At 65.7% G+C, this 22,982-nt stretch carries 21 protein-coding genes; 12 read left to right on the top strand and 9 right to left on the bottom strand.

What is annotated here, in order from left to right:
• The first annotated feature begins 86 nt into the window (after positions 1–86).
• Positions 87–956, top strand: a complete 870-nt coding sequence (gene tesB / locus JLK41_RS20640; protein ID WP_047591382.1) for an acyl-CoA thioesterase II — start codon at positions 87–89, stop codon at positions 954–956.
• A 16-nt stretch (positions 957–972) separates the two neighbouring features.
• A complete protein-coding gene (locus JLK41_RS20635) occupies positions 973–1,566 on the top strand; it encodes an HAD family hydrolase (protein ID WP_210389719.1) in 594 nt (197 codons plus the stop codon).
• Positions 1,567–1,656: 90 nt separating this feature from the next.
• On the opposite strand, the gene adeC is transcribed toward JLK41_RS20635, so the two are convergent.
• From adeC to JLK41_RS20620, 3 genes are read right to left on the bottom strand one after another with little or no spacing between them, the layout of a single operon-like run.
• Complete coding sequence (gene adeC / locus JLK41_RS20630) at positions 1,657–3,078, bottom strand: AdeC/AdeK/OprM family multidrug efflux complex outer membrane factor (RefSeq protein WP_037051767.1); 1,422 nt, start codon at positions 3,076–3,078, stop codon at positions 1,657–1,659.
• Entirely contained in the window at positions 3,075–6,215 is a 3,141-nt protein-coding gene (locus JLK41_RS20625) for an efflux RND transporter permease subunit (RefSeq protein WP_210389718.1), read from the bottom strand. Before JLK41_RS20625 ends, adeC begins: the two co-directional genes overlap by 4 nt.
• Positions 6,216–6,230: 15 nt before the next feature.
• Complete coding sequence (locus JLK41_RS20620; RefSeq protein ID WP_037051050.1) at positions 6,231–7,379, bottom strand: efflux RND transporter periplasmic adaptor subunit; 1,149 nt, start codon at positions 7,377–7,379, stop codon at positions 6,231–6,233.
• Positions 7,380–7,559: 180 nt separating this feature from the next.
• On the opposite strand from JLK41_RS20620, the gene JLK41_RS20615 reads away from it, so the two are divergent.
• Positions 7,560–8,189 (top strand): TetR family transcriptional regulator, encoded by a 630-nt coding sequence (locus JLK41_RS20615; RefSeq protein ID WP_037051049.1) that lies wholly within the window; start codon positions 7,560–7,562, stop codon positions 8,187–8,189.
• A 3-nt stretch (positions 8,190–8,192) separates the two neighbouring features.
• Here the strand turns inward: JLK41_RS20615 and JLK41_RS20610 are convergent, their stop codons facing one another.
• From JLK41_RS20610 to JLK41_RS20600, 3 genes are all read right to left on the bottom strand, one after another.
• A complete protein-coding gene (locus tag JLK41_RS20610; RefSeq protein WP_037051060.1) occupies positions 8,193–8,375 on the bottom strand; it encodes a hypothetical protein in 183 nt (60 codons plus the stop codon).
• 155 nt (positions 8,376–8,530) lie between these two features.
• On the bottom strand, positions 8,531–9,547 hold the full coding sequence (locus tag JLK41_RS20605) for a zinc-binding alcohol dehydrogenase family protein (protein WP_037051048.1): 1,017 nt from the start codon (positions 9,545–9,547) through the stop codon (positions 8,531–8,533).
• Positions 9,548–9,566: 19 nt separating this feature from the next.
• Positions 9,567–9,860 (bottom strand): putative quinol monooxygenase, encoded by a 294-nt coding sequence (locus JLK41_RS20600; protein WP_210389717.1) that lies wholly within the window; start codon positions 9,858–9,860, stop codon positions 9,567–9,569.
• 108 nt (positions 9,861–9,968) lie between these two features.
• Here JLK41_RS20600 and JLK41_RS20595 point away from each other — a divergent pair, with 108 nt between their 5' ends.
• The 9 genes from JLK41_RS20595 to JLK41_RS20555 all read left to right on the top strand — a co-directional run bounded on the left by JLK41_RS20595 (position 9,969) and on the right by JLK41_RS20555 (position 19,188).
• On the top strand, positions 9,969–10,889 hold the full coding sequence (locus JLK41_RS20595) for a LysR family transcriptional regulator (protein ID WP_210389716.1): 921 nt from the start codon (positions 9,969–9,971) through the stop codon (positions 10,887–10,889).
• Between the two features lie 106 nt (positions 10,890–10,995).
• Positions 10,996–11,379 carry a DUF2946 domain-containing protein gene (locus tag JLK41_RS20590; RefSeq protein WP_037051042.1) on the top strand — a complete coding sequence of 128 codons (384 nt, stop codon included), beginning with the start codon at positions 10,996–10,998 and terminating at the stop codon, positions 11,377–11,379.
• 81 nt (positions 11,380–11,460) lie between these two features.
• Positions 11,461–13,620, top strand: coding sequence for a TonB-dependent receptor (locus JLK41_RS20585; protein ID WP_210389715.1), 2,160 nt, complete (start codon positions 11,461–11,463; stop codon positions 13,618–13,620).
• Between the two features lie 11 nt (positions 13,621–13,631).
• Positions 13,632–15,158, top strand: a complete 1,527-nt coding sequence (locus JLK41_RS20580; RefSeq protein ID WP_210389714.1) for a PepSY domain-containing protein — start codon at positions 13,632–13,634, stop codon at positions 15,156–15,158.
• 34 nt (positions 15,159–15,192) lie between these two features.
• Positions 15,193–15,687 carry a copper chaperone PCu(A)C gene (locus JLK41_RS20575; RefSeq protein ID WP_037051032.1) on the top strand — a complete coding sequence of 165 codons (495 nt, stop codon included), beginning with the start codon at positions 15,193–15,195 and terminating at the stop codon, positions 15,685–15,687.
• Positions 15,687–16,061: a DUF2946 domain-containing protein gene (locus JLK41_RS20570; protein ID WP_210389713.1), complete on the top strand. Its 375-nt coding sequence runs from the start codon at positions 15,687–15,689 to the stop codon at positions 16,059–16,061. Before JLK41_RS20575 ends, JLK41_RS20570 begins: the two co-directional genes overlap by 1 nt.
• A gap of 64 nt (positions 16,062–16,125) precedes the next feature.
• A complete protein-coding gene (locus tag JLK41_RS20565; RefSeq protein WP_210389712.1) occupies positions 16,126–18,210 on the top strand; it encodes a TonB-dependent copper receptor in 2,085 nt (694 codons plus the stop codon).
• Between the two features lie 175 nt (positions 18,211–18,385).
• Positions 18,386–18,652 carry a PepSY domain-containing protein gene (locus tag JLK41_RS20560; protein WP_037051020.1) on the top strand — a complete coding sequence of 89 codons (267 nt, stop codon included), beginning with the start codon at positions 18,386–18,388 and terminating at the stop codon, positions 18,650–18,652.
• Positions 18,652–19,188: a cytochrome b/b6 domain-containing protein gene (locus JLK41_RS20555; RefSeq protein ID WP_210389711.1), complete on the top strand. Its 537-nt coding sequence runs from the start codon at positions 18,652–18,654 to the stop codon at positions 19,186–19,188. The genes JLK41_RS20560 and JLK41_RS20555 overlap by 1 nt, the downstream gene beginning before the upstream one ends.
• A 65-nt stretch (positions 19,189–19,253) precedes the next feature.
• Here the strand turns inward: JLK41_RS20555 and JLK41_RS20550 are convergent, their stop codons facing one another.
• The 3 genes from JLK41_RS20550 to JLK41_RS20540 all read right to left on the bottom strand — a co-directional run bounded on the left by JLK41_RS20550 (position 19,254) and on the right by JLK41_RS20540 (position 22,855).
• Positions 19,254–20,201, bottom strand: a complete 948-nt coding sequence (locus tag JLK41_RS20550; protein WP_210389710.1) for an adenosine deaminase — start codon at positions 20,199–20,201, stop codon at positions 19,254–19,256.
• A 420-nt stretch (positions 20,202–20,621) separates the two neighbouring features.
• Positions 20,622–21,581 (bottom strand): 2-oxoglutarate and iron-dependent oxygenase domain-containing protein, encoded by a 960-nt coding sequence (locus JLK41_RS20545; RefSeq protein ID WP_210389709.1) that lies wholly within the window; start codon positions 21,579–21,581, stop codon positions 20,622–20,624.
• A 191-nt stretch (positions 21,582–21,772) separates the two neighbouring features.
• Positions 21,773–22,855: a BMP family ABC transporter substrate-binding protein gene (locus JLK41_RS20540; protein WP_047584278.1), complete on the bottom strand. Its 1,083-nt coding sequence runs from the start codon at positions 22,853–22,855 to the stop codon at positions 21,773–21,775.
• Between the last annotated feature and the right edge of the window lie 127 nt (positions 22,856–22,982).

The raw sequence follows: 22,982 nt of genomic DNA, 5'->3' as shown, positions 1-22,982 counted from the left end.
GCATTTTCTGGGTGTTTTCAACGCCGTATTGCCAACGCAGGTAGTTTTGCAACGGTCCGTAACCCCCCTGCATGAGGAGACACTCCATGACCCAGGTGCTCGACGATCTGGTCGCGCTGCTCAGCCTGGAGCAGATCGAGGAAAACCTGTTCCGTGGCCGCAGCCAGGACCTGGGATTCCGCCAGCTGTTCGGTGGCCAGGTGCTCGGCCAGTGCATTTCCGCTGCCAGCCAGACGGTCGAGGAAGCGCGTCACGTGCATTCCATGCACGGCTATTTCCTGCGCCCCGGGGATGCCAGCCTGCCGGTGGTCTACCAGGTCGAACGCACCCGTGACGGCGGCAGCTTCAGCACCCGGCGCGTGGTGGCGGTGCAGAAGGGCAAGCCGATCTTCTTCTGCAGTGCCTCCTTCCAGTACGACGAGGAAGGCTTTCACCACCAGAGCCAGATGCCCGATGTGCCGGGCCCGGAAGACCTGAAGTCGGAGACCGAACTGGCGCGCATGGTGGCCTCGATGATTCCCGAGCGCCTGCGTGAACGGGCGATCAGCGACAAACCCATCGAGATTCGCCCGGTCACCCTGATCAACCCCTTTGCCCCGCAGCCCTGCGAACCGGTCAAGTACGTGTGGTTCCGCGCCGCTGGCGAATTGCCGGCCGACCCGCAGTTGCACAAGTACCTGCTGTCCTACGCCAGCGACTTCAACCTGCTCACCACGTCCATGCAGCCCCACGGCGTATCGGTGTTCCAGAAGTTCATGCAGGTGGCCAGCCTCGACCATTCGCTGTGGTTCCATCGCGACCTGCGCATGGACGACTGGCTGCTGTACGCCATGGACAGCCCCTGGGCCGGCAATGCGCGCGGTTTCTCCCGCGCCAGCATCTACAACCGCCAGGGCGAGCTGGTGGCCTCGGCCGCGCAGGAAGGCCTGACCCGCGTGCGCGAGGACTGGAAATGAGCCAGGAGATCCGCTCGTGAAGGCACTGCGCGAGGCCCGCTACTGGGTATTCGACATGGACGGCACCCTGACCCTGGCGGTGCATGATTTCCCCGCGATCAAGCGGGCGCTGGGCATTCCCGAGGGGGACGACATCCTCCATCACCTGGCGGCCCTGCCGGCGGATGAGGCGGCGGCCAAGCATGCCTGGCTGCTCGAGCACGAGCGTGAGCTGGCCGTGGCGTCACGACCGGCGCCGGGTGCCATCGAACTGGTGCGTGAGTTGAGCGAGCGGGGTTGCCAGCTGGGTATCCTCACCCGCAATGCCCATGAGCTGGCCTTGCTGACGCTGCAGGCCATCGGTCTCGATGACTGCTTTGCCAGGGCGGACATTCTCGGCCGTGACGAAGCCCCGCCCAAGCCGCACCCGGGTGGCCTGCTGCACCTGGCGCAGCGCTGGGCCGTGGCCGCGCAGGACCTGGTGATGGTGGGGGATTACCGCTTCGACCTGGAGTGCGCCCAGGCTGCAGGTGCTCGCGGTGTGCTGGTCAACCTGCCGGACAACCCCTGGCCGGAGCTGACCGAGCTGCATGCGCAGGATTGCGCGCAGCTGCTGGCGCAGTTGCGCTGAGCCCCAAGCGCTTCGGCAAAAAAACGCCCCCGCAAAGACTGCGGGGGCGGCGCGTTGGATAAGGTCGTCCTTGATGCGGGTGACGCGCGATCAATCTTGTGCGGCGGGGCTCCAGCCACCACCCAGGGCCTTGTACAGCTCCACTTCGCTGCTCAGCTGGGCCAGGCGGTCACCGATCAGCTGCTGGCGCACGGCGAACAGTTGGCGCTGGGCGTCGAGCAGGGTCAGGTAGCTGTCCACACCGGTGCGGTAGCGACGTTCGGCCAGTTCGTAGTAGGTCTCGGTGGTTTCCAGCAGGGCGCGCTGGGCGTCCAGTTGCTGGCGGTAGGTGGTCCGCGCCGCCAGGCGGTCGGCGACCTCCTGGAAGGCCACCTGGATGGCTTTCTCGTACTGCGCGACGCTGATGTCGCTCTGCAGCTCGGCGTAGTCGAGGTTGGCGCGCAGACGGCCGGCGTTGAAGATCGGCAGGCTGATCTGCGGCTGGAACAGCCAGGTGCCCGAACCACCGTCGAACAGGCCGGACAGCTGGCTGCTGGCCGTGCCGGCGTTGGCGGTCAGGCTGATGCTCGGGAAGAACGCCGCACGCGCCGCGCCGATGTTGGCATTGGCGGCCTTGAGCTGGTATTCGGCCTGCAGCAGGTCGGGGCGACGCTGCAGCAGGTCGGCAGGCAGGCCCGCAGGCACCTGCTCCAGCAGATCGGCGTCCAGCGCCAGCCCTTGTGGCAGCTCCTCAGGCAGGCCGGTGCCGAGCAGCTGGGTCAGGGCGTTGCGGTCCTGGGCGACCAGGCGCTGGTACTGCGCCAGGCTGACGCGGGCGCTGTCCACCGCGCTGCGTGCCTGGCTCAGGGCCAGGGCGTCGGCGACACCGACGTCGAAGCTGCGCTGCGTCAGGCGGTAGCTGTCTTCGTAGGTCTTCAGGGTGTCCTGGGTCAGCTGCAGCAGGGCCTGGTCGGCCTGCCACTGCAGGTAGGCGGTGGCGACGCTGGCGACCAGGCTGATCTGCGTGCTGCGTGCGGCCTGCTCGGTGGCCAGGTACTGCTGCAGGGCCTGTTCGCTGAGGCTGCGGATACGCCCGAAGAAGTCCAGTTCCCAGGCATTGACGCCCAGTGTCGCGCTGTATTGCCCGGAGGTGCGGGCCTCGCCGGTCTGGCTCAGGTCACCCGGCAGGCGCTGGCGCGTGCCGCTGCCGTCGGCGGACACCGAGGGCAGCAGGTCGGCGCGCTGGATGCGATACAGCGCGCGGTAGGCTTCGACGTTCAGCGCCGCGACACGCAGATCACGATTGTTCTCCAGTGCCAGTTGCACCAGCCGCTGCAGGGCCGGGTCACGGAAGAACTCGCGCCACTGCAGGTCGGCGGCGGCGCGGCTGCCTTCGCTGGCCGCGCTGCCGTAGGCCTCGCCCTGCGGCCAGTCGGCCGCGACCGGGGCATCCGGGCGCTCATAGTCGGGAATCAGGCTGCAGCCACTGAGCAGGGCAGTGGCGACGGCCAGGGACAACAGGGACTGCCTCATTGCAGTACCTCCTTCTCGTTGTTATCGGCCGGCTGCTTTTTCTTCTCGAACAGCGAGCAGACCACGACGTAGAACAGCGGAATCCAGAAGATCGCCAGCACCAGGGCGCTGATCATCCCGCCGATCACCCCGGTACCGATGGCGTGCTTGCTGCCGGCACCGGCGCCACTGGCGATGGCCAGCGGCAGACAGCCGAGGATGAACGCCAGTGAGGTCATCACGATCGGGCGCAGACGCATCCGGCAGGCTTCGATGGCCGCCTCGGCGAGGCCCATGCCCTGCTCGTACTGCGCCTTGGCGAACTCGACGATGAGGATCGCGTTACGCGCCGACAGACCGATGGTGGTGAGCAGGCCGACCTTGAAGAACACGTCGTTGGACAGGTCGCGCAGCTCGGTGAACAGCAGCGCACCGATGATCCCCAGCGGCACCACCAGCATCACCGAGAACGGGATCGACCAGCTCTCGTACAGCGCGGCCAGACAGAGGAACACCACGATCGCCGAAATCACGAACAGCGCGGTGGTCTGCGAACCGGCCAGGCGCTCCTCGTAGGACAGGCCGGTCCAGGCGAAGCCGACACCTTCCGGCAGTTGCGAGGCGATTTCCTCGACCGCAGCCATGGCGTCACCGGTGCTGAAGCCGGGGGCCGGCGCACCGAGAATCTCCACTGCGGAAACACCGTTGTAGCGCGACAGCTTGGGTGGGCCGTAGGTCCACTCGCCACTGGCGAACGCGCTGAACGGCACCATCTGCCCCTGATCGTTGCGGATGTACCATTTGTTCAGGTCTTCCGGGCTCATGCGCGACTCGGCGGTGCCCTGCAGGTACACCTTCTTCACGCGACCGCGGTCGATGAAGTCATTGACGTAGCTGGCGCCCCAGGCAATCGACAGGGTGCTGTTGATGTCTGCCAGCGACAGACCCAGCGCGCTGGCGCGTTCGTCGTCGATCAGCAACTGGTACTGCGGCTCGTCACGCAGGCCGTTGGCCCGCACGCTGCTGAGCACCGGATGCTTGTTGGCCAGCTGGATGAACTTGTCACGGGCCTGGTTGAGCACCTCATGGCCGACGCCCGCCTGATCCTGAAGGAACAGGTTGAAGCCGGTGGCGTTACCCATCTCCATCACCGCCGGTGGGGCGAAGGCGAACACCAGGGCATCGCGGAAGCTGAAGAAGTGCATCTGCGCGCGATGCGCCAGGGCGGCGACGCCATTCTCCGCGCCGGGACGTTCGCCCCAGGGCTTGAGCATGATGAAGGCCATACCCGAGCTCTGGCCACGGCCGGCGAAGTTGAAGCCGGTCACGGTGAACACCGATTTGACCACGGCGTCTTCGTCCTCGAGCAGGTATTTGCGCATGTCATCGACCACCACCTGGGTGCGCTCGGCACTGGAACCGGCCGGGGTCTGCACCTGGGCGAACAGCACGCCCTGGTCTTCTTCCGGAAGGAAGGCGGTGGGGATGCGCGAGAACATCCACGCCATGATGGCGACGATCACCAGATACAGCAGCAGGTACGGCAGCTTGCGCTTGAGCATCGCCGCCACGCCGCGCTGGTAGGTCTCGGTGCCGCGCTCGAAGGTACGGTTGAACCAGCCGAAGAAGCCGCCCTTGGCCTCGTGGTGATCACCGTCGATGGGCTTGAGCAGGGTGGCGCACAGCGCCGGGGTGAAGATCAGCGCCACCAGCACCGACAGGGTCATGGCCGAGACGATGGTGATGGAGAACTGCCGGTAGATCACCCCGGTGGAGCCGCCGAAGAAGGCCATCGGCAGGAACACCGCCGACAGCACCAGGGCAATACCGACCAGCGCGCCCTGGATCTGCCCCATGGATTTGCGCGTGGCGTCCCGGGCCGACAGGCCGTCCTCGCGCATCACCCGCTCGACGTTCTCCACCACCACGATGGCGTCGTCCACCAGCAGGCCGATGGCCAGGACCATGGCGAACATGGTCAGGGTGTTGATCGAGAAGCCGAATGCCGCCAGCACACCGAAGGTACCCAGCAGGACCACCGGCACCGCCATGGTCGGGATGATCGTCGCCCGCAGGTTCTGCAGGAACAGGAACATCACCAGGAACACCAGCACGATGGCTTCGAACAGGGTCTGCACCACCCCTTCGATGGAGGCCGAGATCACCGGCGTGGTGTCGTAGGGGAACACCACTTCCATGCCGGTCGGGAAGAACGGCTTGAGGTTGTCGATGGTCTCGCGCACCGCCTTGGCGGTATCCAGGGCGTTGGCCCCGGTGGCCAGCTTGATTGCCAGACCTGAGGCCGGCAGGCCGTTGTACTGGGCGTTGATGGCGTAGTTCTCGCCGCCGAGCTCGACCTTGGCCACGTCACCCAGGCGTACCTGAGAACCATCGGTCTGCACCTTGAGCAGAATGTTGCGGAACTCTTCCGGGGTCTGCAGACGGGTCTTGCCGATGATGGTGGCGTTGAGCTGATTGCCCGGTGCGGCGGGCAGGCCGCCGAACTGGCCGGAGGATATCTGCACGTTCTGCGCCTGGATGGCGCTGCGCACGTCGACCGGTGTCAGCTGGAAGCTGTTGAGCTTGGCCGGGTCGAGCCAGATACGCATGGCGTACTGGGCACCGAACACCTGGAAGTCGCCGACGCCCTTGGTCCGCGAGATCGGGTCCTGCAGGTTGGAAACGATGTAGTCGGAGAGGTCTTCGCGGGTCATGCTGCCGTTGGTGGATACCACCCCGATCACCATGAGGAAGTTCTTCACCGCCTTGGTCACGCGGATACCCTGCTGCTGCACTTCCTGCGGCAGCAGTGGCGTGGCCAGCTGCAGCTTGTTCTGCACCTGAACCTGGGCGATGTCAGGGTTGACCCCCTGTTCGAAGGTCACGACGATTTCCATGCTGCCGTCGGAGTTGCTCGCCGAGCTGACGTAGCGCAGGCCGTCGATGCCGTTTAGCTGTTGCTCGATGACCTGCACCACGGTGTCCTGCACCGTCTGCGCCGAGGCGCCCGGGTAGCTGACCGAGATCGACACCGCAGGCGGGGCGATGCTCGGGTACTGGTTGATCGGCAGCTTGAGGATGGACAGGCCACCGGCGAGCATGATCACCAGGGCGATCACCCAGGCGAAGATGGGCCGGTCGATGAAGAATTTGGACATTCAGTAGTTCTCCGTTCAGCCCTGGCCGTTGCCTGGCTTGGCATCGTCTGCCTTCTGCTCGGTCGTGACGTTGCCCGCCGGTACGGCCTTGACCTCGATACCAGGCTGCACGAACTGCAGGCCCTCGGTGATCAGGCGGTCGCCTTCGTCGAGGCCATCCTCGACCAGCCAGGCGCTGCCGACGGTGCGGCTGGCCTTGAGTACGCGCTGCTCGACCTTGTTCTCGGCGTTGACCACCAGGGCGGTCGGTTCGCCGCGCTGGTTACGGGTGATGCCTTGCTGCGGTGCGAGAATCGCCTGTTGCTTGATCCCTGCTTGCAGCTCGGCGTGCACGAACATGCCCGGCAGCAGCAGGTGGTCGGGGTTGGGGAACACTGCGCGCAGGGTCACCGAGCCGGTGCCTTCGTCGACGGCCACTTCGGAAAACTCCAGGGTACCTTCGTGGGCGTAGTGGCTGCCGTCTTCCAGCACCAGCTGCACCTTGGCCGAGTTGTCGCCGGCTTTCTGCAGGCGGCCCGCGGCGAGGTCGGCGCGTAGGCGGAGCAATTCCTTGCTCGACTGGGTGACGTCGACGTAGATCGGGTCGAGTTGCTGGATGGTGGCCATGGCCATGGTCTGGCCACTGGTGACCAGCGCGCCCTCGGTCACGCCGGAGCGGCCGATGCGGCCGCTGATCGGTGCCAGTACCTTGGTGTAGCGCAGGTCGATGCGTGCCTGTTCCAGCGCGGCGTCGGCCTGCAGGCCGGCGGCGCGAGCCTCGTCATAGGCCTGCTGGCTGACGGCCTTGTCGGCGACCAGCAGCTTGTAGCGATCGGCCAGCGACTTGGCGGAAATCTGCGTGGCCTGGGCGCTCTTGTACGCGGCCTCGTACATGGCCGGGTCGATCTGGTACAGCTGCTGGCCGGCCTTGACTTCACTGCCTTCGGTGAACAGGCGTTTCTGGATGATGCCGTTGACCTGCGGACGGACTTCGGCGATGCGATAGGCCGAGGTGCGGCCCGGCACTTCGGTGGTCAGCGCAAAAGGTTGAGGTTGCAGGGTAACCACACCGACCTGAGGGGCTTGTTGAGCTTGTGGTGCGCTGTCTTCCTGGCAGCCGGTGAGGCTGAGCAGAGCCAAAGCGACGGCGGAAACCAAGGCGGCGAAGGCTGGCTTCGTGTGCATCTGAAGAAACCTCGTTTTAATTGAAATCAGTACCCGGAGGGCAAAGAGGGGCGAAGGCAAGGGGGTAGGTCGAGAATATACTTACATACGTGAATGTTTGTAAATGCCTAAACCTGCCTGCATACTCTCGTTTGTCCTCCCTGAGTCGGGGGTAACGGCAACAGAAATGCAGGTAGACAGATGGCCAGAAGAACCAAAGAGGAAGCGCAGGCGACACGCGTCCAGATACTCGACGCGGCCGAGCGGGTGTTCCATGCCCAGGGCGTTTCCCGTGCGTCCCTGGCGGAGGTGGCCAAGGAGGCTGGAGTCAGTCGTGGCGCCATCTACTGGCACTTCGAGAACAAGATAGACCTGTTTCAGGCCATGCTCGAGCGCCTGCGTCTACCGCTCGAGGAATTGGCTCGCGCCACCGAGAGCGAGGACGAACCGGACCCCCTCGGATGCATGCGCGAACTGCTGATAAAGGCCCTTACCCGCCTGGCCGAGGATGAGCAGACACGCCGTGCCCATGACATCCTGCGTTACAAATGCGAGTACACCGGAGAGCTGGTCGACCTGCGCGAACGCTTGCAGGCGCTCAGCATCGAATGCGACCAGCGCATCGCCAAGGCCCTGAGCAATGCCGTGAACAAGGGCCAGCTACCGGAGGACCTGGACTGCGAACGTGCGGCCGTTTGCCTGCATGCCTATATGGAAGGCATCGAGGCCAACTGGCTGCTGGTCCCCAACTTCGACCTGGTCGTGCAGGCCCCTGCGCTGATCGACACGCTGATGCACATGCTGCTCAGCCCGGCCCTGCGGCGCAGCTGAGGCTCAGCTCGCCTGGCGGTATGCGGGCAGGTCCGGCAGCTTGTGCGGTGCGCGCAGCCGGGCTTCCAGCTTGGCGACGAACTGGCGCGCTTCCTCTTCACTGCGAAAACTCACGCAATGCTGGTCCAAGCGTACCTGCCAGAGGCAGGCGCCGCCTTGAGCGTGCGGTTGAACGAGAATGTTCATGCTGACCATCTCCTGAGCTGAGGCTTGTGGCAGGAGAGGTCATGCTAGTCCCATCACATGACTGTTTGCTGACGTGGATCAAGGCTTGGCCGTGCCCGGCTGAATAACCGCTGCCCGGTCGCACCAGGCGCACCGGGGCGGTTGTCTGGCGTCGCTCAGAAACCTTCGAGGACGATCTTGCCCCTGGCCTTGCCACTCTCCAGCAGGGCATGGGCGCGGCGCAGGTTGGCGGCGTCGATGCGACCGAAGTGCTCGCCCAGGGTGGTGCGCAGCACGCCACTGTCGACCAGGCTGGACACGCGCTCCAGCAGGCGGTGCTGCTCGATCATGTCCTCGGTCTGGTACAGCGAGCGGGTGAACATCAGCTCCCAGTGCAGCGACAGGCTCTTGCGCTTGAGCTTCATCACGTCCAGCGGCTGCACGGGGTCGTCGATCAGCGCCAGGCGACCCTGGGGCTCCAGCGCCTCGATCAGTTGCTCGTAGTGCTGCTCGGTCTGGGTCAGGCTGGCGACATGGGTCACCTGGCCGACGCCGATGCGCGCCAGTTCCTCGCTCAGCGGCTTGCTGTGGTCGATCACGTGATGGGCACCCAGTTCGCGCACCCAGGCCTGGGTCTGCGCGCGCGATGCGGTGCCGATCACGGTCAGGCCGGTCAGGCGGCGAGCCAGCTGGGTGAGGATCGAGCCGACGCCTCCGGCGGCACCGACGATCAGCAGGGTCTGGTTCTGGTTGGCCGAGCCTTCGCTGATCTGCAGGCGTTCGAACAGCAGTTCCCAGGCGGTGATCGCGGTCAACGGCAGGGCCGCCGCGTCGGCGAAGGACAGGCTGCTGGGCATATGACCGACGATACGCTCGTCGACCACATGCAGCTCGCTGTTGGCGCCGGCCCGGTCGATGGCGCCGGCATAGAACACCCGGTCGCCCGGCTGGAACAGGCTGACCTCGCTGCCCACGGCCTTGACCACGCCGCTGGCGTCCCAGCCGAGCACCTTGGCGGCGCCGTCCGCTGGCGTGACGCCCTGACGGATCTTGGTGTCGACCGGGTTGACCGAAATGGCGCGGACCTCGACCAGCAGGTCGCGCGGGCCGGGTACCGGCTCGGCCAGTTGCACGTCCTGCAGGGCTTCGGGGTGTTCGGCGGGGAGGGGTTGATAGTAGGCGACGGCTTTCATGAGGGGGCCTCTCGGTGGTTCAGGCGAGACGCTGCAGGGGCAGCAGCTCGATGCTGGCGAGCCGTGCAGCGAAGGTCTGGGTGAAATGCTGGAAGTGCGGCGCATTGCGGTGCAGCTCGAGGGCGGCGTCATCGCGCCATTGTTCGAGCATCACGAACTGCTGCGGGTTGGACGGGTTGGTGTGCAGCTCATAGCGCTGGCAGCCGGCTTCGGCGTTGCTAGCGACGACCAGCGCCTGCAGGCCGGCGGCCACGGCCTCGGCGTGGCCCGGCAGGCTGTTGATCGTGGCGATGAGGGTGACTGGGGTCGGCATCTGGGCGCTCCGTTGGCGGTACAGGTGCATGCTCGTTTATTCGTGTGGCGAGAAAAAGAAGCTGCTAGTAGAGTCTCTTTCATTATTTTTTTTGAAAGTTGGGCTGCCATGCTGCGTCTCGATGATCTGCACCTGTTCGTTCGCACTGCCGAGGCCGGCAGCCTGTCCGCCGCCGCCCGTGTGCTGGACGTATCGCCGGCGGTCGCCAGCGCCGCGCTGAAACGCCTGGAGCAGCAACTGCAGGTGCGTCTGCTGGCGCGCTCCACACGCAGCCTGCGCCTGACGCCCGAGGGCGAGCTGTACCTGGTGCATGCGCGCCTGGCGCTGCAGAGCCTGGAGGAGGGGCGCCAGCAGCTGGCCGGCAGCCAGGAGGGCATTCGCGGTGTGCTGCAGCTGTCGGCGCCGTCCGACCTCGGGCGCAACACGTTGCTGCCCTGGCTCGACGAGTTCCAGGGCGAGCACCCGCAGCTGCAACTGCGTCTGCTGCTGGCCGACCGAGTGGCCGACCTGTTTCGCGAGCCCGTGGACATCGCCCTGCGCTATGGCGCGCCGGAAGACTCCAGCCTGGTGGCGCTGCCCGTGGCCCCCGACAACCGCCGGGTGCTCTGCGCCTCACCGGCCTATCTAGCCCGTCACGGGGCGCCACGGACGGTGGAGGAGCTGCATCAGCACAACTGCCTGCTGTATATGCTGCACGGCCGTGTGCACGACCGCTGGCGCTTTCACGACGGCAAGCGCGAAAGCGTCCTGCACGTCAGCGGCGACCGGGTCTGCGACGATGCCGATGTCACCCGCCGCTGGGCCATTGCCGGGCAGGGCGTGGTGTACAAGTCCTGGCTGGACGTCGCCGAGGATGTGCGCGAGGGCCGGCTGCAGGTGCTGCTGCCAGGCTGGCTCGGCGAGGCGACGCCGCTGTATCTCGTGTGTGCCCATCGCGCACAGCTGAGCAAGGCCGTGCACCTGCTGCGCGAGTTCGTGCAGTTGCGTTGCCGGCGGTTGCTGGACGCAGCGCCCTGGCAAGCGTGTTGAGGACGCGCGCGATAGTCGCGGTGGCCTCTGCTAGACTCCCGCAGCAAATGCCTGCGGCAACGCACCGCAGTGTCGTGCTGACATCCTCTGTTTAGAGTCGCGCCCCATGAAACTGGCTCGCAAAGACCGCTCACTGACCGCCTGGGTGCTGTACTTCAGCATTCTGTTCGGTGCGTTCGTCTGCGCGATCAGTCACGGTCAGATGGCCGGCATGCAGCTCAGTGGCCTGGATGGCCAGTACTGCTCCTTCGATGGCAACTTCGGTGCGGGCGCCGACCTCGACGGCTCCGGCATCGTCCCGCCGAACCCCGCGACCGGCACGGGCTGTGCACTGGGCAGCCTGTTCACGGCGATCATTCTCGCCGCCTTCTTCGGCTTGCTGGGGCTGCTCGCCAGCGACCGCGCAAGGCCGCTGCTGACACTGCACATCCCCCGCACCATCCGCTACCTCTGGCCATCGGCCAACCCCCGCGCCTCACCCCTTTCCTGATCCGCGCCACTCCTGCGTTGCATGCGCTGCGGCCTTGTCTGGCCGGCGCTGTCGTTCTGGTTTTCAGGAAAACAACAGGCTATGTCCAGGTCGTTCTCCCGCGCATCGAGCGCGGTATTGTTGTGCACGTGTTCCCCCATGCTGTGGGCCGAGCAGGCCGTCACGCTCCCCGACACCGAGGTCCGTGCCGCCGCCGCGCCCGCCTCGGCGCTTTCCCTCGACGTAGCGGCCGAGAGTGCCTCGCGTCTCGGCCTCACACCGCGGGAGACGCCGGCTTCGGTCAGCGTGGTGACCCGCGAGCAGATCGAGCGGCGCGGCGCCGAGAACACGCAGCAGATGCTCATGGGCGTGCCGGGTGTGGTTGCCGCGGCTCCACCTGGCTTTGCGGGGGCGGTTTCCTGGCGTGGCTTCAGCGGAAGCCAGGTGACGCAGATGTTCAATGGCATCACCGTGCAGTACGACGCGATTGCCGCGCGTCCCGTGGATGGCTGGATCTATGAGCGTGTCGAAGCTGTGGGTGGTGCGTCCGGCTTTCTCAATGGCGCTGGCGCGGTGGGTGGCTCGCTCAACTACGTGACCAAGCTGACCAGCCGTGACGACGCCTTCAGCGAGGGGCGAATCCGCTATGGCTCGTTCGACAGCAACGAGCTGGCCTACGGCTTCAATCAGCCGCTGGGCGACTACAACCACGTGCGTCTGGATGTCAGCCGCAGCGCCAGCAACGGCTACGTCGACCGGGAACAGCGGGAGGCCTGGACCAGTGCGTTCTCGCTGCTGACGGATTTCACCGAGCAGCTGTCTCACACCCTGGCGCTGGAATACCAGGAGGAGAAAGTCGACAGCCCGTACTGGGGCAGCCCGGTGCTGAAGGGGCGCACGGGCGATCTCAAGGTGGACGAGAGTCGGCGTTTCGAGAACTACAACGTGGAGGACGGGCGCTACGAGCAGCGCGTGCGCTGGTTGCGCTCCATGACCGAGTACCGCTTCAGCGACGCGACCCGCGTGCTCAATACGCTGTACCACTACAACGCCCGGCGTGAGTACCGCAACCTCGAGACATACGCCTATACCGATGCCAGCAACAGCCAGGTGCAGCGCAGCAATGCCCTGCTGCAACGTCATGATCAGGAGCTCAACGGCAACCGCCTGGAACTGCGCCATCAGCACGGGCTGTTCGGGCTGTCGAGCGAATGGGCGGTGGGTGTCGACTACAGCCACAATGTGCAGACACGCTACCCCCGCTCGGTGTCCGGCCCCTTCGGCGTGGTCGATGCCGAGCACTTCACTCCGGGGAATTTCTTCGACCTGCCGGGGATGAGCCCCGGTTATGCCCGGCAGCGCACCAATGAGGTCGATACCTGGGCACTGTTCGTCGAGAACCGCCTGCAACTAACGGAGCGCCTGTCGCTGCTCACCGGGCTGCGTCACGACCGCATCGATCTGGAGGTCACCAACCACCAGGCCGCCACGGCGAGCAACCCGGCGTTCTTCTCCCGCGAATACGAGCCGACCACCGGACGAGTGGGCTTGATCTACGCGCTCACCCCGGCGGCCAACGTCTACGTGCAATACAGCACGGCGGCCGACCCGCCCGCTGGCATCCTGACCACGGCGAGCCTCAGCCAGGTGCAGGATTTCGACCTGACCAAAGGGCGGCAGCTGGAGGTGGGCAGCAAGTTCGACTTTCTCGCCGGACGAGGGTCGGCAACGCTGGCGGCCTACCGGATCGAGCGGGAGAACCTGGCCACGCGCGACCCCGCGAACCCCGGGCAGACGCTGGCGGTCGGCAAGCAGTCGACCCTCGGGCTGGAAATCTCCGCGGCGCTGCGGATCACCCCGCGCCTGCTGGCCGAGGCCAACCTGGCCTGGCTCGATGCCCAGTACGACGCGTTCAACGAGAACGTCGCCGGCCAGTCGGTATCACGCAAGGGCAATACGCCGACCAACGTGCCGGACCAGGTGGCCAACCTGTGGCTGACCTATGACCTGGCGCCACGCTGGCAGGTCGGCGTCGACAGCCGCTACGTCGCCTCCGTGTATGCCGATGCGGCGAACCAGTTGAAGGCGCCTGCCTATACCTTGTACGGCGCCTTCGTCAGCTATCGGGTCGACGCCGACAGCCGCCTGACGCTGCGCGCGCGCAACCTCACCGATGAGGTGTACGCCAGCTGGGCCAGCAGCGACATGCTGTTCCTCGGGGCGCCGCGCTCGTTCGAGCTGGCCTTGCAGTCGCGGTTCTGACGAGAGCAGCCATGAAACGCTACCTCTACCTGTGGCATCGCTGGCTGGGCATCGGTCTGTGCCTGCTGATGGCGCTGTGGTTCGTCTCCGGGCTGGTGATGATGTACGTGGGCTATCCCAAGCTGACCCCGCGCGAGCACCTGGCGCAGCTGCCGGCGTTGTCCGCCGAGGACTGCTGCGTGCCCCTGGCGCAGGTGCTGGCAGCCGCCGATGAACGGCAGGCACCGGCGGCCGTGCGCCTGACCACCGTCGCTGGCCAGCCCCGTTACCTGCTGCGCTATGGCCAGCGCGTGCTGGCTGTCGATGCGCGCAGCGGCCAGCGCCTGGCGGGCGTCGACGAACAGGCTGCACGGGCTGCCGCCCGGCAGTTCGCCCCCGGACGTGGAGCCTCCTACCAGGGGCTGGTGGACGAGGACGCCTGGACCCACTCCCGGGCGCTGGATGCGGACCGCCCATTGCATCGTGTCGAACTGGACGATGGCACGCTGCTCTACGTTTCCAGCCACAGTGGTGAGGTGGTGCGTGATGCGACGGCCAGCGAACGCAGCTGGAACTGGCTGGGCGCCTGGCTGCACTGGCTGTATCCGCTACGTGGCGGGACGCTGGATCGTTGGTGGGGCGACATCGTCATCTACCTGTCGCTGGCAGCCATGCTGATGACCCTGCTGGGCATCGTCGTGGGCCTGCTGCGCTGGCGTTTCGCCAAGCCCTATCGCAGTGGCGCACGCAGCCCCTATCGGGGGCTGGCCCGTTGGCACCATATTGGCGGCCTGGCGTTCGGCGCGCTGGTGCTGACCTGGATATTCAGTGGCCTGATGTCCATGAACCCCTGGCGCCTGTTCACGACGCCCATGCCGCTCGACATGGCCGCTTACCAGGGCGCAGAGCTGCGTGCCGAGGCGTTCCCGCTACCTGCGCAGCAGGCCATCGCGCGCCTGCGCGAGGCGGGGCTGAACGCACGTGAGCTGCACTGGCGTCTGGTCGGTGGGCGCGCCTACCTGCAGGGTGACGATGCCAGTGGCGCCACGGCGCTGCTGCCGGCGGAGGGCGACGGCACGCTGCTGCACGGCCTGACGGACGCGGAACTGCTGCGCGCCGCGCAGGCGATCCGCCCGCAGGCGCGGTTGCAGGTCGAGCGCCTGAACGCCTACGACTTCTACTACTACGCCCGCGCCGAGCACAGCATGCTCGGTCATCTGGAGCGACCGTTGCCGGTCCTGCGGGTACGTTTCGACGACCCGGCACAGACCTGGCTACACCTCGATCCGCGCACGGGATCGGTAGTGGGCCGGCTCGACGCAGATCAGCGCACGTCGCGCTGGTTGTTCGCCCTGTTGCACAGCTGGGACTGGTTGCCGCTGTTGCAGAACCGGCCGCTGTGGGATGGCTGGATGTGGCTGGCGAGCCTGGGCGGCCTGCTCATCTGTCTCAGCGGCACGCTGCTGGGCTGGCGTCGCCTGCGTCGTCGTCCGCGACCGTCGCCGAGCAGGGCTCGGCCTGCGCGCAGCGCTGGCCGCCGTGACACGTTGTACCCTTGACCCATGATTCGATTTCAAACCCGGAGGTAATACCATGACCCTGAAGAAAACCCTGCTCGGCCTGACGCTGTTGCTGCCGGCGCTGTTCGCTCAAGCTCACGAGTACGAGGTCGGCCAACTGCATATCGACCACCCCTGGTCGCGCGAAATGCCGCCGGTGGCACCGACCGCCGCGGCGTACTTCGTGGTGCACAACAAGGGCAGCGAAGCCGACCGCCTGATCCGCGTCAGCACCCCGGTCGCCGGCAAGGCCGAGCTGCATGAACACCTGCATGCCGATGGCGTGATGAAGATGCAGCAGGTGCAGGACGTGGCCATCCCCGCCGGTGGCGAGGTGAAGTTCGAGCCCATGGGCTACCACGTCATGCTGTTCAACCTGCAGCAGCAGGCCAAGGACGGTGAACGCTTCCCGCTGACCCTGACCTTCGAGAAGGCCGGCGATGTCGAAGTCGAAGTCGCGGTGCAGAAGGATGCACCGGCCGCCCATGACCACGCTGCGGGTCATGGCGAAGGCGAACACCAGCACTGATGCTGTTCACGGCACGCAGACGAAACCTCGCCGCCCGGCTCGGGCTGCTGGCGTTCGTCCTCATCGTTCTGGCGCCCGTGGCGTCGCAACTGCGTGCCGAGCCGGCCGACTGGCGCTGGCTGAACGAACTCGCCTGTCATGACGGAGCCGGCAGCGCGCCGGCGACCGTCGATGCTCATCGGCCCGTCCTGCAGGCCGATGCCTGTGGCTACTGTTCGCTGTTCTCGCACTGTCCGGTGCTGGCCGATGGCGCCTGGCCGCTGCTCGGGCGATTGCCGCTGGCGCAACCGGCCACCGTCAAGTGGCCGGCTCCGCCACGGGCCAGTGCGCACTTCCCTGATGCGTTGTCACGCGCGCCGCCGATGCTGATCTGAGGTCATCCATTGGCTATCGAGACCCTTGCCGGGTCTCTTCGCAAACCGACTTTCAGGTATCCGCATGTCCGCTTCCTTCGTTTCGGGCGCCGCCTCCGTGCGCGTTCGTTTTCCCCTGTCCGCCCTGGCCATCGCCTGTGGCCTGTGTTCCATCGCTGCCGCTCATGCCGAGGAGGCTGTGCATGAACTGCCGCCCAGCGTGATCACGGCGATCCAGCAAAGCTCGCCTCTCACCGTGGTGGCCGATCCCAAGGACCCGCGCCAGCCGGTGCCGGCCAGCGATGCCGCCGACTATCTCAAGACCATTCCCGGTTTCTCCGCCATCCGCAGCGGCGGCAGCAACAGTGATCCGGTGCTGCGCGGGCTGTTCGGTTCGCGTCTGCTGCTGCTCACCGACGGTGGGCAGATGATCGGAGCCTGTCCGGGGCGGATGGATGCACCCAGTTCCTACATCGCCCCGGAAACCTTCGACCTGCTGACCGTGACCAAGGGCCCGCAGACCGTGATCTGGGGCCCTGGTGCGTCGGCGGGCGTGGTGCGTTTCGACCGTGAGCCGGAGCGTTTCGGCGAGCTGGGCGCGCGCCTGCATGCCAGCGTGCTGGCCGGCTCCAACGGTCGTTTCGACCAGGCGCTCGACGGCGCCGTCGGTGGCGCACAGGGCTACCTGCGGTTCACCGGCAACCGCTCGCATTCGGACGATTACGACAACGGCAATGGCGACACCGTCCCCTCGCGCTGGGACAAGTGGAACGGCGATGTGGCACTGGGCTGGACGCCGGATGACGACAGCCTGATCGAACTCACTGCCGGGCGTGGCGATGGCGAGGCGCGCTACGCCGGGCGTGGCATGGATGGCACCCAGTTCAAGCGCGAAAGCCTCGGCCTGCGTATCGAACGCAGCAACCTCGGTGACGTGCTGGATAAGGTGGAGGCCAAGGTCTACTACAACTATACCGACCACATCATGGACAACTTTCGCCTGCGCGTGTCGGACCCGAGCAGCATGATGGCCATGCCGATGGCCTCGCAGGTCGATCGCCGCACCCTCGGTGCGCGCCTGGCTGCCACCTGGCGCTGGGATGAGCTCGAGCTGATCACCGGTGTCGACGCCCAGCGCAGCGAGCACCGTGCGCGTCTTTCCAGCTACAGCATGATGAGCGGTTACACCGATGCCGATCGCTACCCGTGGAACAAGGATGCGCTGATGCACAACTACGGCGTGTTCGCGGAAGCCACCTGGAGCCTGGCCGAGCGTGATCGGCTGATCTCCGGCGCCCGCCTCGACCGCGCCTCGGCGAAGGATTTCCGCCAGCGCTTCAGCAGCATGATGGGCATCAGCACGGCCAACCCGACGGCGGGGGAGACCCGGGCCGACACCCTGCCCAGCGGCTTCGTGCGGTACGAGCATGACCTGGCCGGTTCGCCGACCACCGTCTATGCCGGCATCGGCCACGTGCAGCGTTTCCCCGATTACTGGGAACTGTTCTCCGCCGGGCTCAATGGTCCGGCCGGCGCGGACAACGCCTTCGATGGCATCAAGCCGGAGAAGACCACCCAGCTGGATGTCGGCATCCAGTACCAGAACGACGCGCTGCAAGCCTGGGCCTCGGCCTATGCCGGGCAGGTTCGCGACTACATCCTGTTCGACTACCGGGGCATGAACACCCGTGCCGACAACGTCGATGCACGCATCATGGGTGGCGAGCTGGGCGTGGCCTACAGCTTCGCGAGCAACTGGAAGGCTGACGCGACCCTGGCCTATGCCTGGGGCAAGAACAGCAGTGACGACGAGGCGCTGCCGCAGATGCCGCCGCTGGAGGCGCGCCTGGGATTGAGCTACCAGCGCGACGACTGGAGCGTCGGCGCACTGTGGCGCGTGGTCGATGGCCAGGGGCGCATCGCCGAGGGGCGGGGCAATGTGGTGGGGCAGGACCTCGACGAGAGCGCCGGCTTCGGCGTGTTCTCGCTCAACGGCGCCTATCGCCTGACCTCCGAGGTCAAGCTCAGTGCCGGCGTCGACAACCTGTTCGACAAACGCTACGCCGAGCACCTCAACCTGGCTGGCAACGCCGGATTCGGCTTCCCCGGCGACACCCGTATCGACGAGCCGGGGCGTACCTTCTGGGCCAAGGTCGATTACGACTTCTGAGCCATCCCTTGTGCAGGGACTTGAGTGCTGTAGTCCGGATGCAACCCGGGGCCATCGAGCAGGTCCCGGATTGCATCCGCGCCAAGATTTTCTGCGCGCTAAGAGAGCCTTAAGGTTCAGGTGTGATAGTGCCTCCCCGCAGCAAACAACTTTCCACTGCTTCGAGGACGACACGATGAACCAGATGTTTCTGCTTTCCCTGCTGCTGGCCGCCCCGGCAAGCTTTGCCGCCACGCAATGCACCAACGTTGACCAGGCGCAGTGGCAGGACCAGGACAAGTTCCAGAGCGAGCTGAAGGCCGAGGGCTACCAGATCAAGAAATTCAAGGTCACCAGCGGCAACTGCTACGAGATCTATGGCTTCGACAAGGCCGGCAAGAAGGTCGAAATCTACTTCGACCCGGTCAGCGGCAAGCCGGTCAAGAGCAACGTGGAAGGCTGATGAACCGCGCGACCGTGCGCCTGTGGGACCCGCTGGTGCGCCTGTTTCACTGGTCCCTGGCCGGCGCGTTCCTGGCCAACTACTTCTTCACCGAGGAAGGCGAGAACTGGCACCGCTGGTTCGGTTACTACGCCGTGGCCTGGCTGGCGATCCGTCTGGTGTGGGGCTTCGTCGGTACGCCGGCGGCGCGCTGGGCGGATTTCTGGCCAACCCCTGCGCGTTTGGGCGAGCACCTGCGGGCGCTGCTGTCCGGGCGAGCGTATCACCGCCTGGGGCATTCGCCGCTGGGGGCGCTGGTGATGATCCTGATGATGGCGCTGATGCTCGGCCTGGGTGTGACCGGCTTTCTGATGGAGGAGGTCGACTACTTCTGGGGCGCCGACCTGCCGCTGGAAATCCACGAATTCTGTGCCAATGCCCTGATGGCACTGGTTGGATTGCATGTCGTCGCCGCGCTGTTCGAGAGCTACCGGTTGCGCGACAACCTGCCGTTGTCGATGGTGACCGGCAGGCGCCGCAAGCTGGACGAGCACTGAACCTATGGTCGCGGCTAAAGCCCCTCCCACGGTTGTGGGAGGGGCTTCAGCGGCGACGCTCTTGCTCAGGCCAGGCGCGCATCCAGGCTGTTCTGCGCCAGGCGCTGGGCCTGCGCTTCGGTCATGCCCAGGTGTTCATGCAGGGCGGCGAAGTTCTCGCCGACATAGCCGCCGAAATAGGCGGGATCATCCGAGTTGACCGTCACCTTCACGCCGCGCTCGAGCATCTCGAGAATGTTGTGCTGGCGCATGTGCTCGAACACGCACAGCTTGATGTTGGACAGCGGGCACACGGTCAGCGGGATCTGCTCGTCGATGATGCGCTGCATCAGGCGTTCGTCCTCGATGGCGCGTACGCCGTGGTCGATTCGCTTGATCTTGAGCAGGTCCAGGGCCTCCCAGATGTACTCGGGCGGCCCTTCCTCGCCGGCATGTGCCACCGCATGCAGGCCCTCGCTGCGTGCCTTGGCGAACACCCGCTCGAACAGGCGCGGCGGGAAGCCCTTTTCCGAACTGTCGAGGCCGACGCCGATGAAGGCGTCGCGGAACGGCATCGCCTGTTCCAGGGTCTTGAACGCTTCGTCCTCGGGCAGGTGGCGCAGGAAACTGAGGATCAGGCCGTGGCTGATGCCCAGTTGCTGCTCGCCGTCGCGCAGCGCCTGCTGGATGCCGCGCAACACCACTTCGAAGGGAATGCCCCGGTCGGTGTGGGTCTGCGGATCGAAGAAGGGTTCGACGTGGATGACGTTCTGCGCCTTGCAGCGTTGCAGGTAGGCCCAGGTCAGGTCGTAGAAGTCCTGCTCGGTACGCAGGACGTTGGCGCCGGCGTAATACAGATCGAGAAACTCCTGCAGGTTGTTGAACGCGTAGGCCGCACGCAGGGCCTCGACATCGCTCCAGGGCAGGGCGATCTGGTTGCGTTCGGCCAGGGCGAACAGCAGTTCCGGCTCCAGCGAGCCCTCCAGGTGCAGGTGCAGTTCGGCCTTGGGCAGGGCATTGAGCCATTCGGGCATGGTCGGATCTCGTGGTCAGGCTTGAGGTAGTCGTAAAGTTTAACCGCAGGGACAGGAATTTGCTGTGTGGAGGGCCGGGCGGCGATCCGCTTTAGCCGCGACAGACCGGCCGCCGGCTGTCGCGGCTAAAGCCCCTCCCACAGGCCATCCATACGCAGGGTGGACATCGCTCTGCATGTCCACCGATGCGCAGGTTCCGCTGCCGAAACGGTGGATGAGAAGAGCGTCATCCACCCTGCGCAGTCATGCCGCCAGAGTATTTGTTCGCGGGCGCCGAGTCGGTAGCCATCGCGAATGAATTCGCTTTGCAGGTCATCCATACGCAGTGTGGACATCGCTCTGCATGTCCGCCGATGCGCAGGTTCCGCTGCCGCAACGGTGGATGAGAAGAACGTCATCTACCCGGCGAGGCAACCAGCCCTATGCCTCTTCCCGTCGGTACGCATAGGTATCGGCGAAGCGCGACAGCAGGTATTCGGCGCTGGTCACCGGCGAATACCTGGGCGGGTTGTCCGCGCTGGAGCAGTTCGGCAGGCAGTCGATCAGTGTGTCGGGATGCGGTTCGGCGAAGAACGGCATGGAGTAGCGGTCCACTCCCCGCGGGCTGATCACGCGATGTGGCGTCGAGGTGTAACGGTCGTTGCTCCAGCGCGCCATCATGTCGCCGATGTTGACCACGAAGCTGCCGGCGAGCGGCGGGGCGTCGATCCACTCGCCATCGCGTGCGCGGACCTGCAGGCCGCCGGCATCGTCCTGGTAGAGCAGGGTGATGCAGCCGTAGTCGGTGTGCGCGCCGGCACCTTGCTGATCGGCACTGGTGGCGGTGTGGCGCGGTGGGTAGTGGATCATGCGCAGTACGCTGATCGGCTCGTGGAAACGCGCATCGAAGAAGTCCCGGTCGATGTCCAGCGCCATGGCCATGGCGCGCAGCAGGGTTCTGGCCAGGTCCTGCATGTCCTCGTAGTGTTGTTCCAGCAGTGCGGCCCAGCCCGGCAGATCCGGGTGACGGTTCGGCCCGCGTAGCGGTTTGCCGGCCAGCACCTCGGGGTGGTCGGCAGGCATGTGGAAGCCCATGTCGAAGGTTTCCTTCAGGTCGCTCGGCTGGTTCGGGTCGAGCTGTTCCGTGGCGATCGCGCCGTAGCCACGGTGATGAGCGGTCTGGGTGATGTCGATCCTGAGTTTCTCTTCGGCAGGCAGGGCAAAGAAGGTCTTCGCCGCACTCAGCAGGGCGTCGATGCGCGTGCCGCCGATGGGGTGCCCGACGATGTAGAAGAAGCCCCGGTCGCGGCAGGCGCGGTCGATGGCCTCGGCCACGGCGGGCCAGGCGGATGCGTCGTCGCTGTACAGGGGGGCGATATCGATGATGGGCAGGCTGTTCATAAAAGCTCCGGGGAGTTGCTGCGAGTCTTCTCGTACCCAGGGCAGCGAAAAAGGACCTCGTACGAGATCCCCTGGATGCGGTTCTGCCGAAGATCGGCAGGGACGGCATCGGTGGTGGTCGAGTCGTCGTGGCTGAGGTGTCTGCCTCGGCCGCGATGCCTGCGGCGGGTGCCGCAGGCCGTGGCGAGTGCTTACTTGGGCAGTTCGGCCTTCACGTTTTCCACGTAGTAGTTCATCGAGGCCAGCTCGGCGTTGCTTGCACTCACGCCTTCGGCGATGCGCACCGCGCCGCTCTGGTCCTTGATCGGGCCGGTGAAGGGGTGGAACGCGCCGCTGCGGATGTCGGCGATGATCTGCTCGGCTTCGCTCTTCACGTCGGCCGGCACCAGGTCACTGATAGGAAGCTCGATGGTGTCCTCGGCCAGGCCGCCCCAGAAGTCCTGGGGTTGCCAGGTGCCGTCGATCACCGCCTGGGCGGATTTCACGTAGTGCGGGCCCCAGTCGTTGACGATGGAGGTGAGCACGGCCTTGGGTCCGAAGTGAGCCATGTCCGAGGCGTAGCCCACGGAGTAGACCCCACGGCGCTCGGCGGTCTGGATCGGCGCCGGGCTGTCGGTGTGCTGGAACAGCACGTCCACGCCCTGATCGATCAGCGCGTTGGCGGCATCGGATTCCTTGCCCGGATCGAACCAGGTGTTGACCCACACCACCTTGATCTCGGTGCCCGGGTTGTACTTGTCCAGGGCCAGCTGGATGGCGTTGATGTCGCGGATCACCTCGGGAATCGGGAAGGAGGCGATATAGCCGACCTTCTTGGTCTTGGTCATCTTCGCCGCGAGGAAGCCGCCGACGTAGCGGCCTTCATAGGAGCGCGACAGGTAGGTGCCGACGTTCTTGTCCTGCTTGTAGCCCGTGGCGTGTTCGAAGGTCACCTTGGGGAATTGCTTGGCCACCTTGATCGTCGGGTTCATGTAGCCGAAGGAGGTGGTGAAGATCAGGTCGAAGCCACCCTTGGCCATGTTGCGAATCACGCGTTCGGCGTCGGCGCCTTCCGGCACGTTCTCGACGAAGCTGGTGGTGACCTTGTCGCCGAGTTCCTTGATCAGCATCTGCCGGCCCTGCTCGTGCTGATAGGTCCAGCCATGGTCGCCGATGGGGCCGATGTAGACGAAGCCGACCTTCAGCGGATCGGCGGCGGAAGCACTGAGCATGGCGCCAAAGCCGAGGGCGGCGACGAGGGTGCGCAGCAGCGGTTTCTTGCTCTTCTCGAACATGGTGGGTGGAGCTCCAGTCTTGGTATTGGGATGGCCGTTGGTTGGCTGATCCCATGACTGCAAAAAGCTGACCAACAGGACAAATAGCGGAGGTGGTGGCGTTTCCCCTGCGCGCCAGGCCCGACGC

The organism is Ectopseudomonas khazarica (genome assembly GCF_017915135.1).
In the GTDB taxonomy this organism is placed as follows: domain Bacteria; phylum Pseudomonadota; class Gammaproteobacteria; order Pseudomonadales; family Pseudomonadaceae; genus Aquipseudomonas; species Aquipseudomonas khazarica.
The sequence above is the reverse complement of the archived record's forward strand: the minus strand, read 5'-3'. Positions and strand labels throughout refer to the sequence as shown.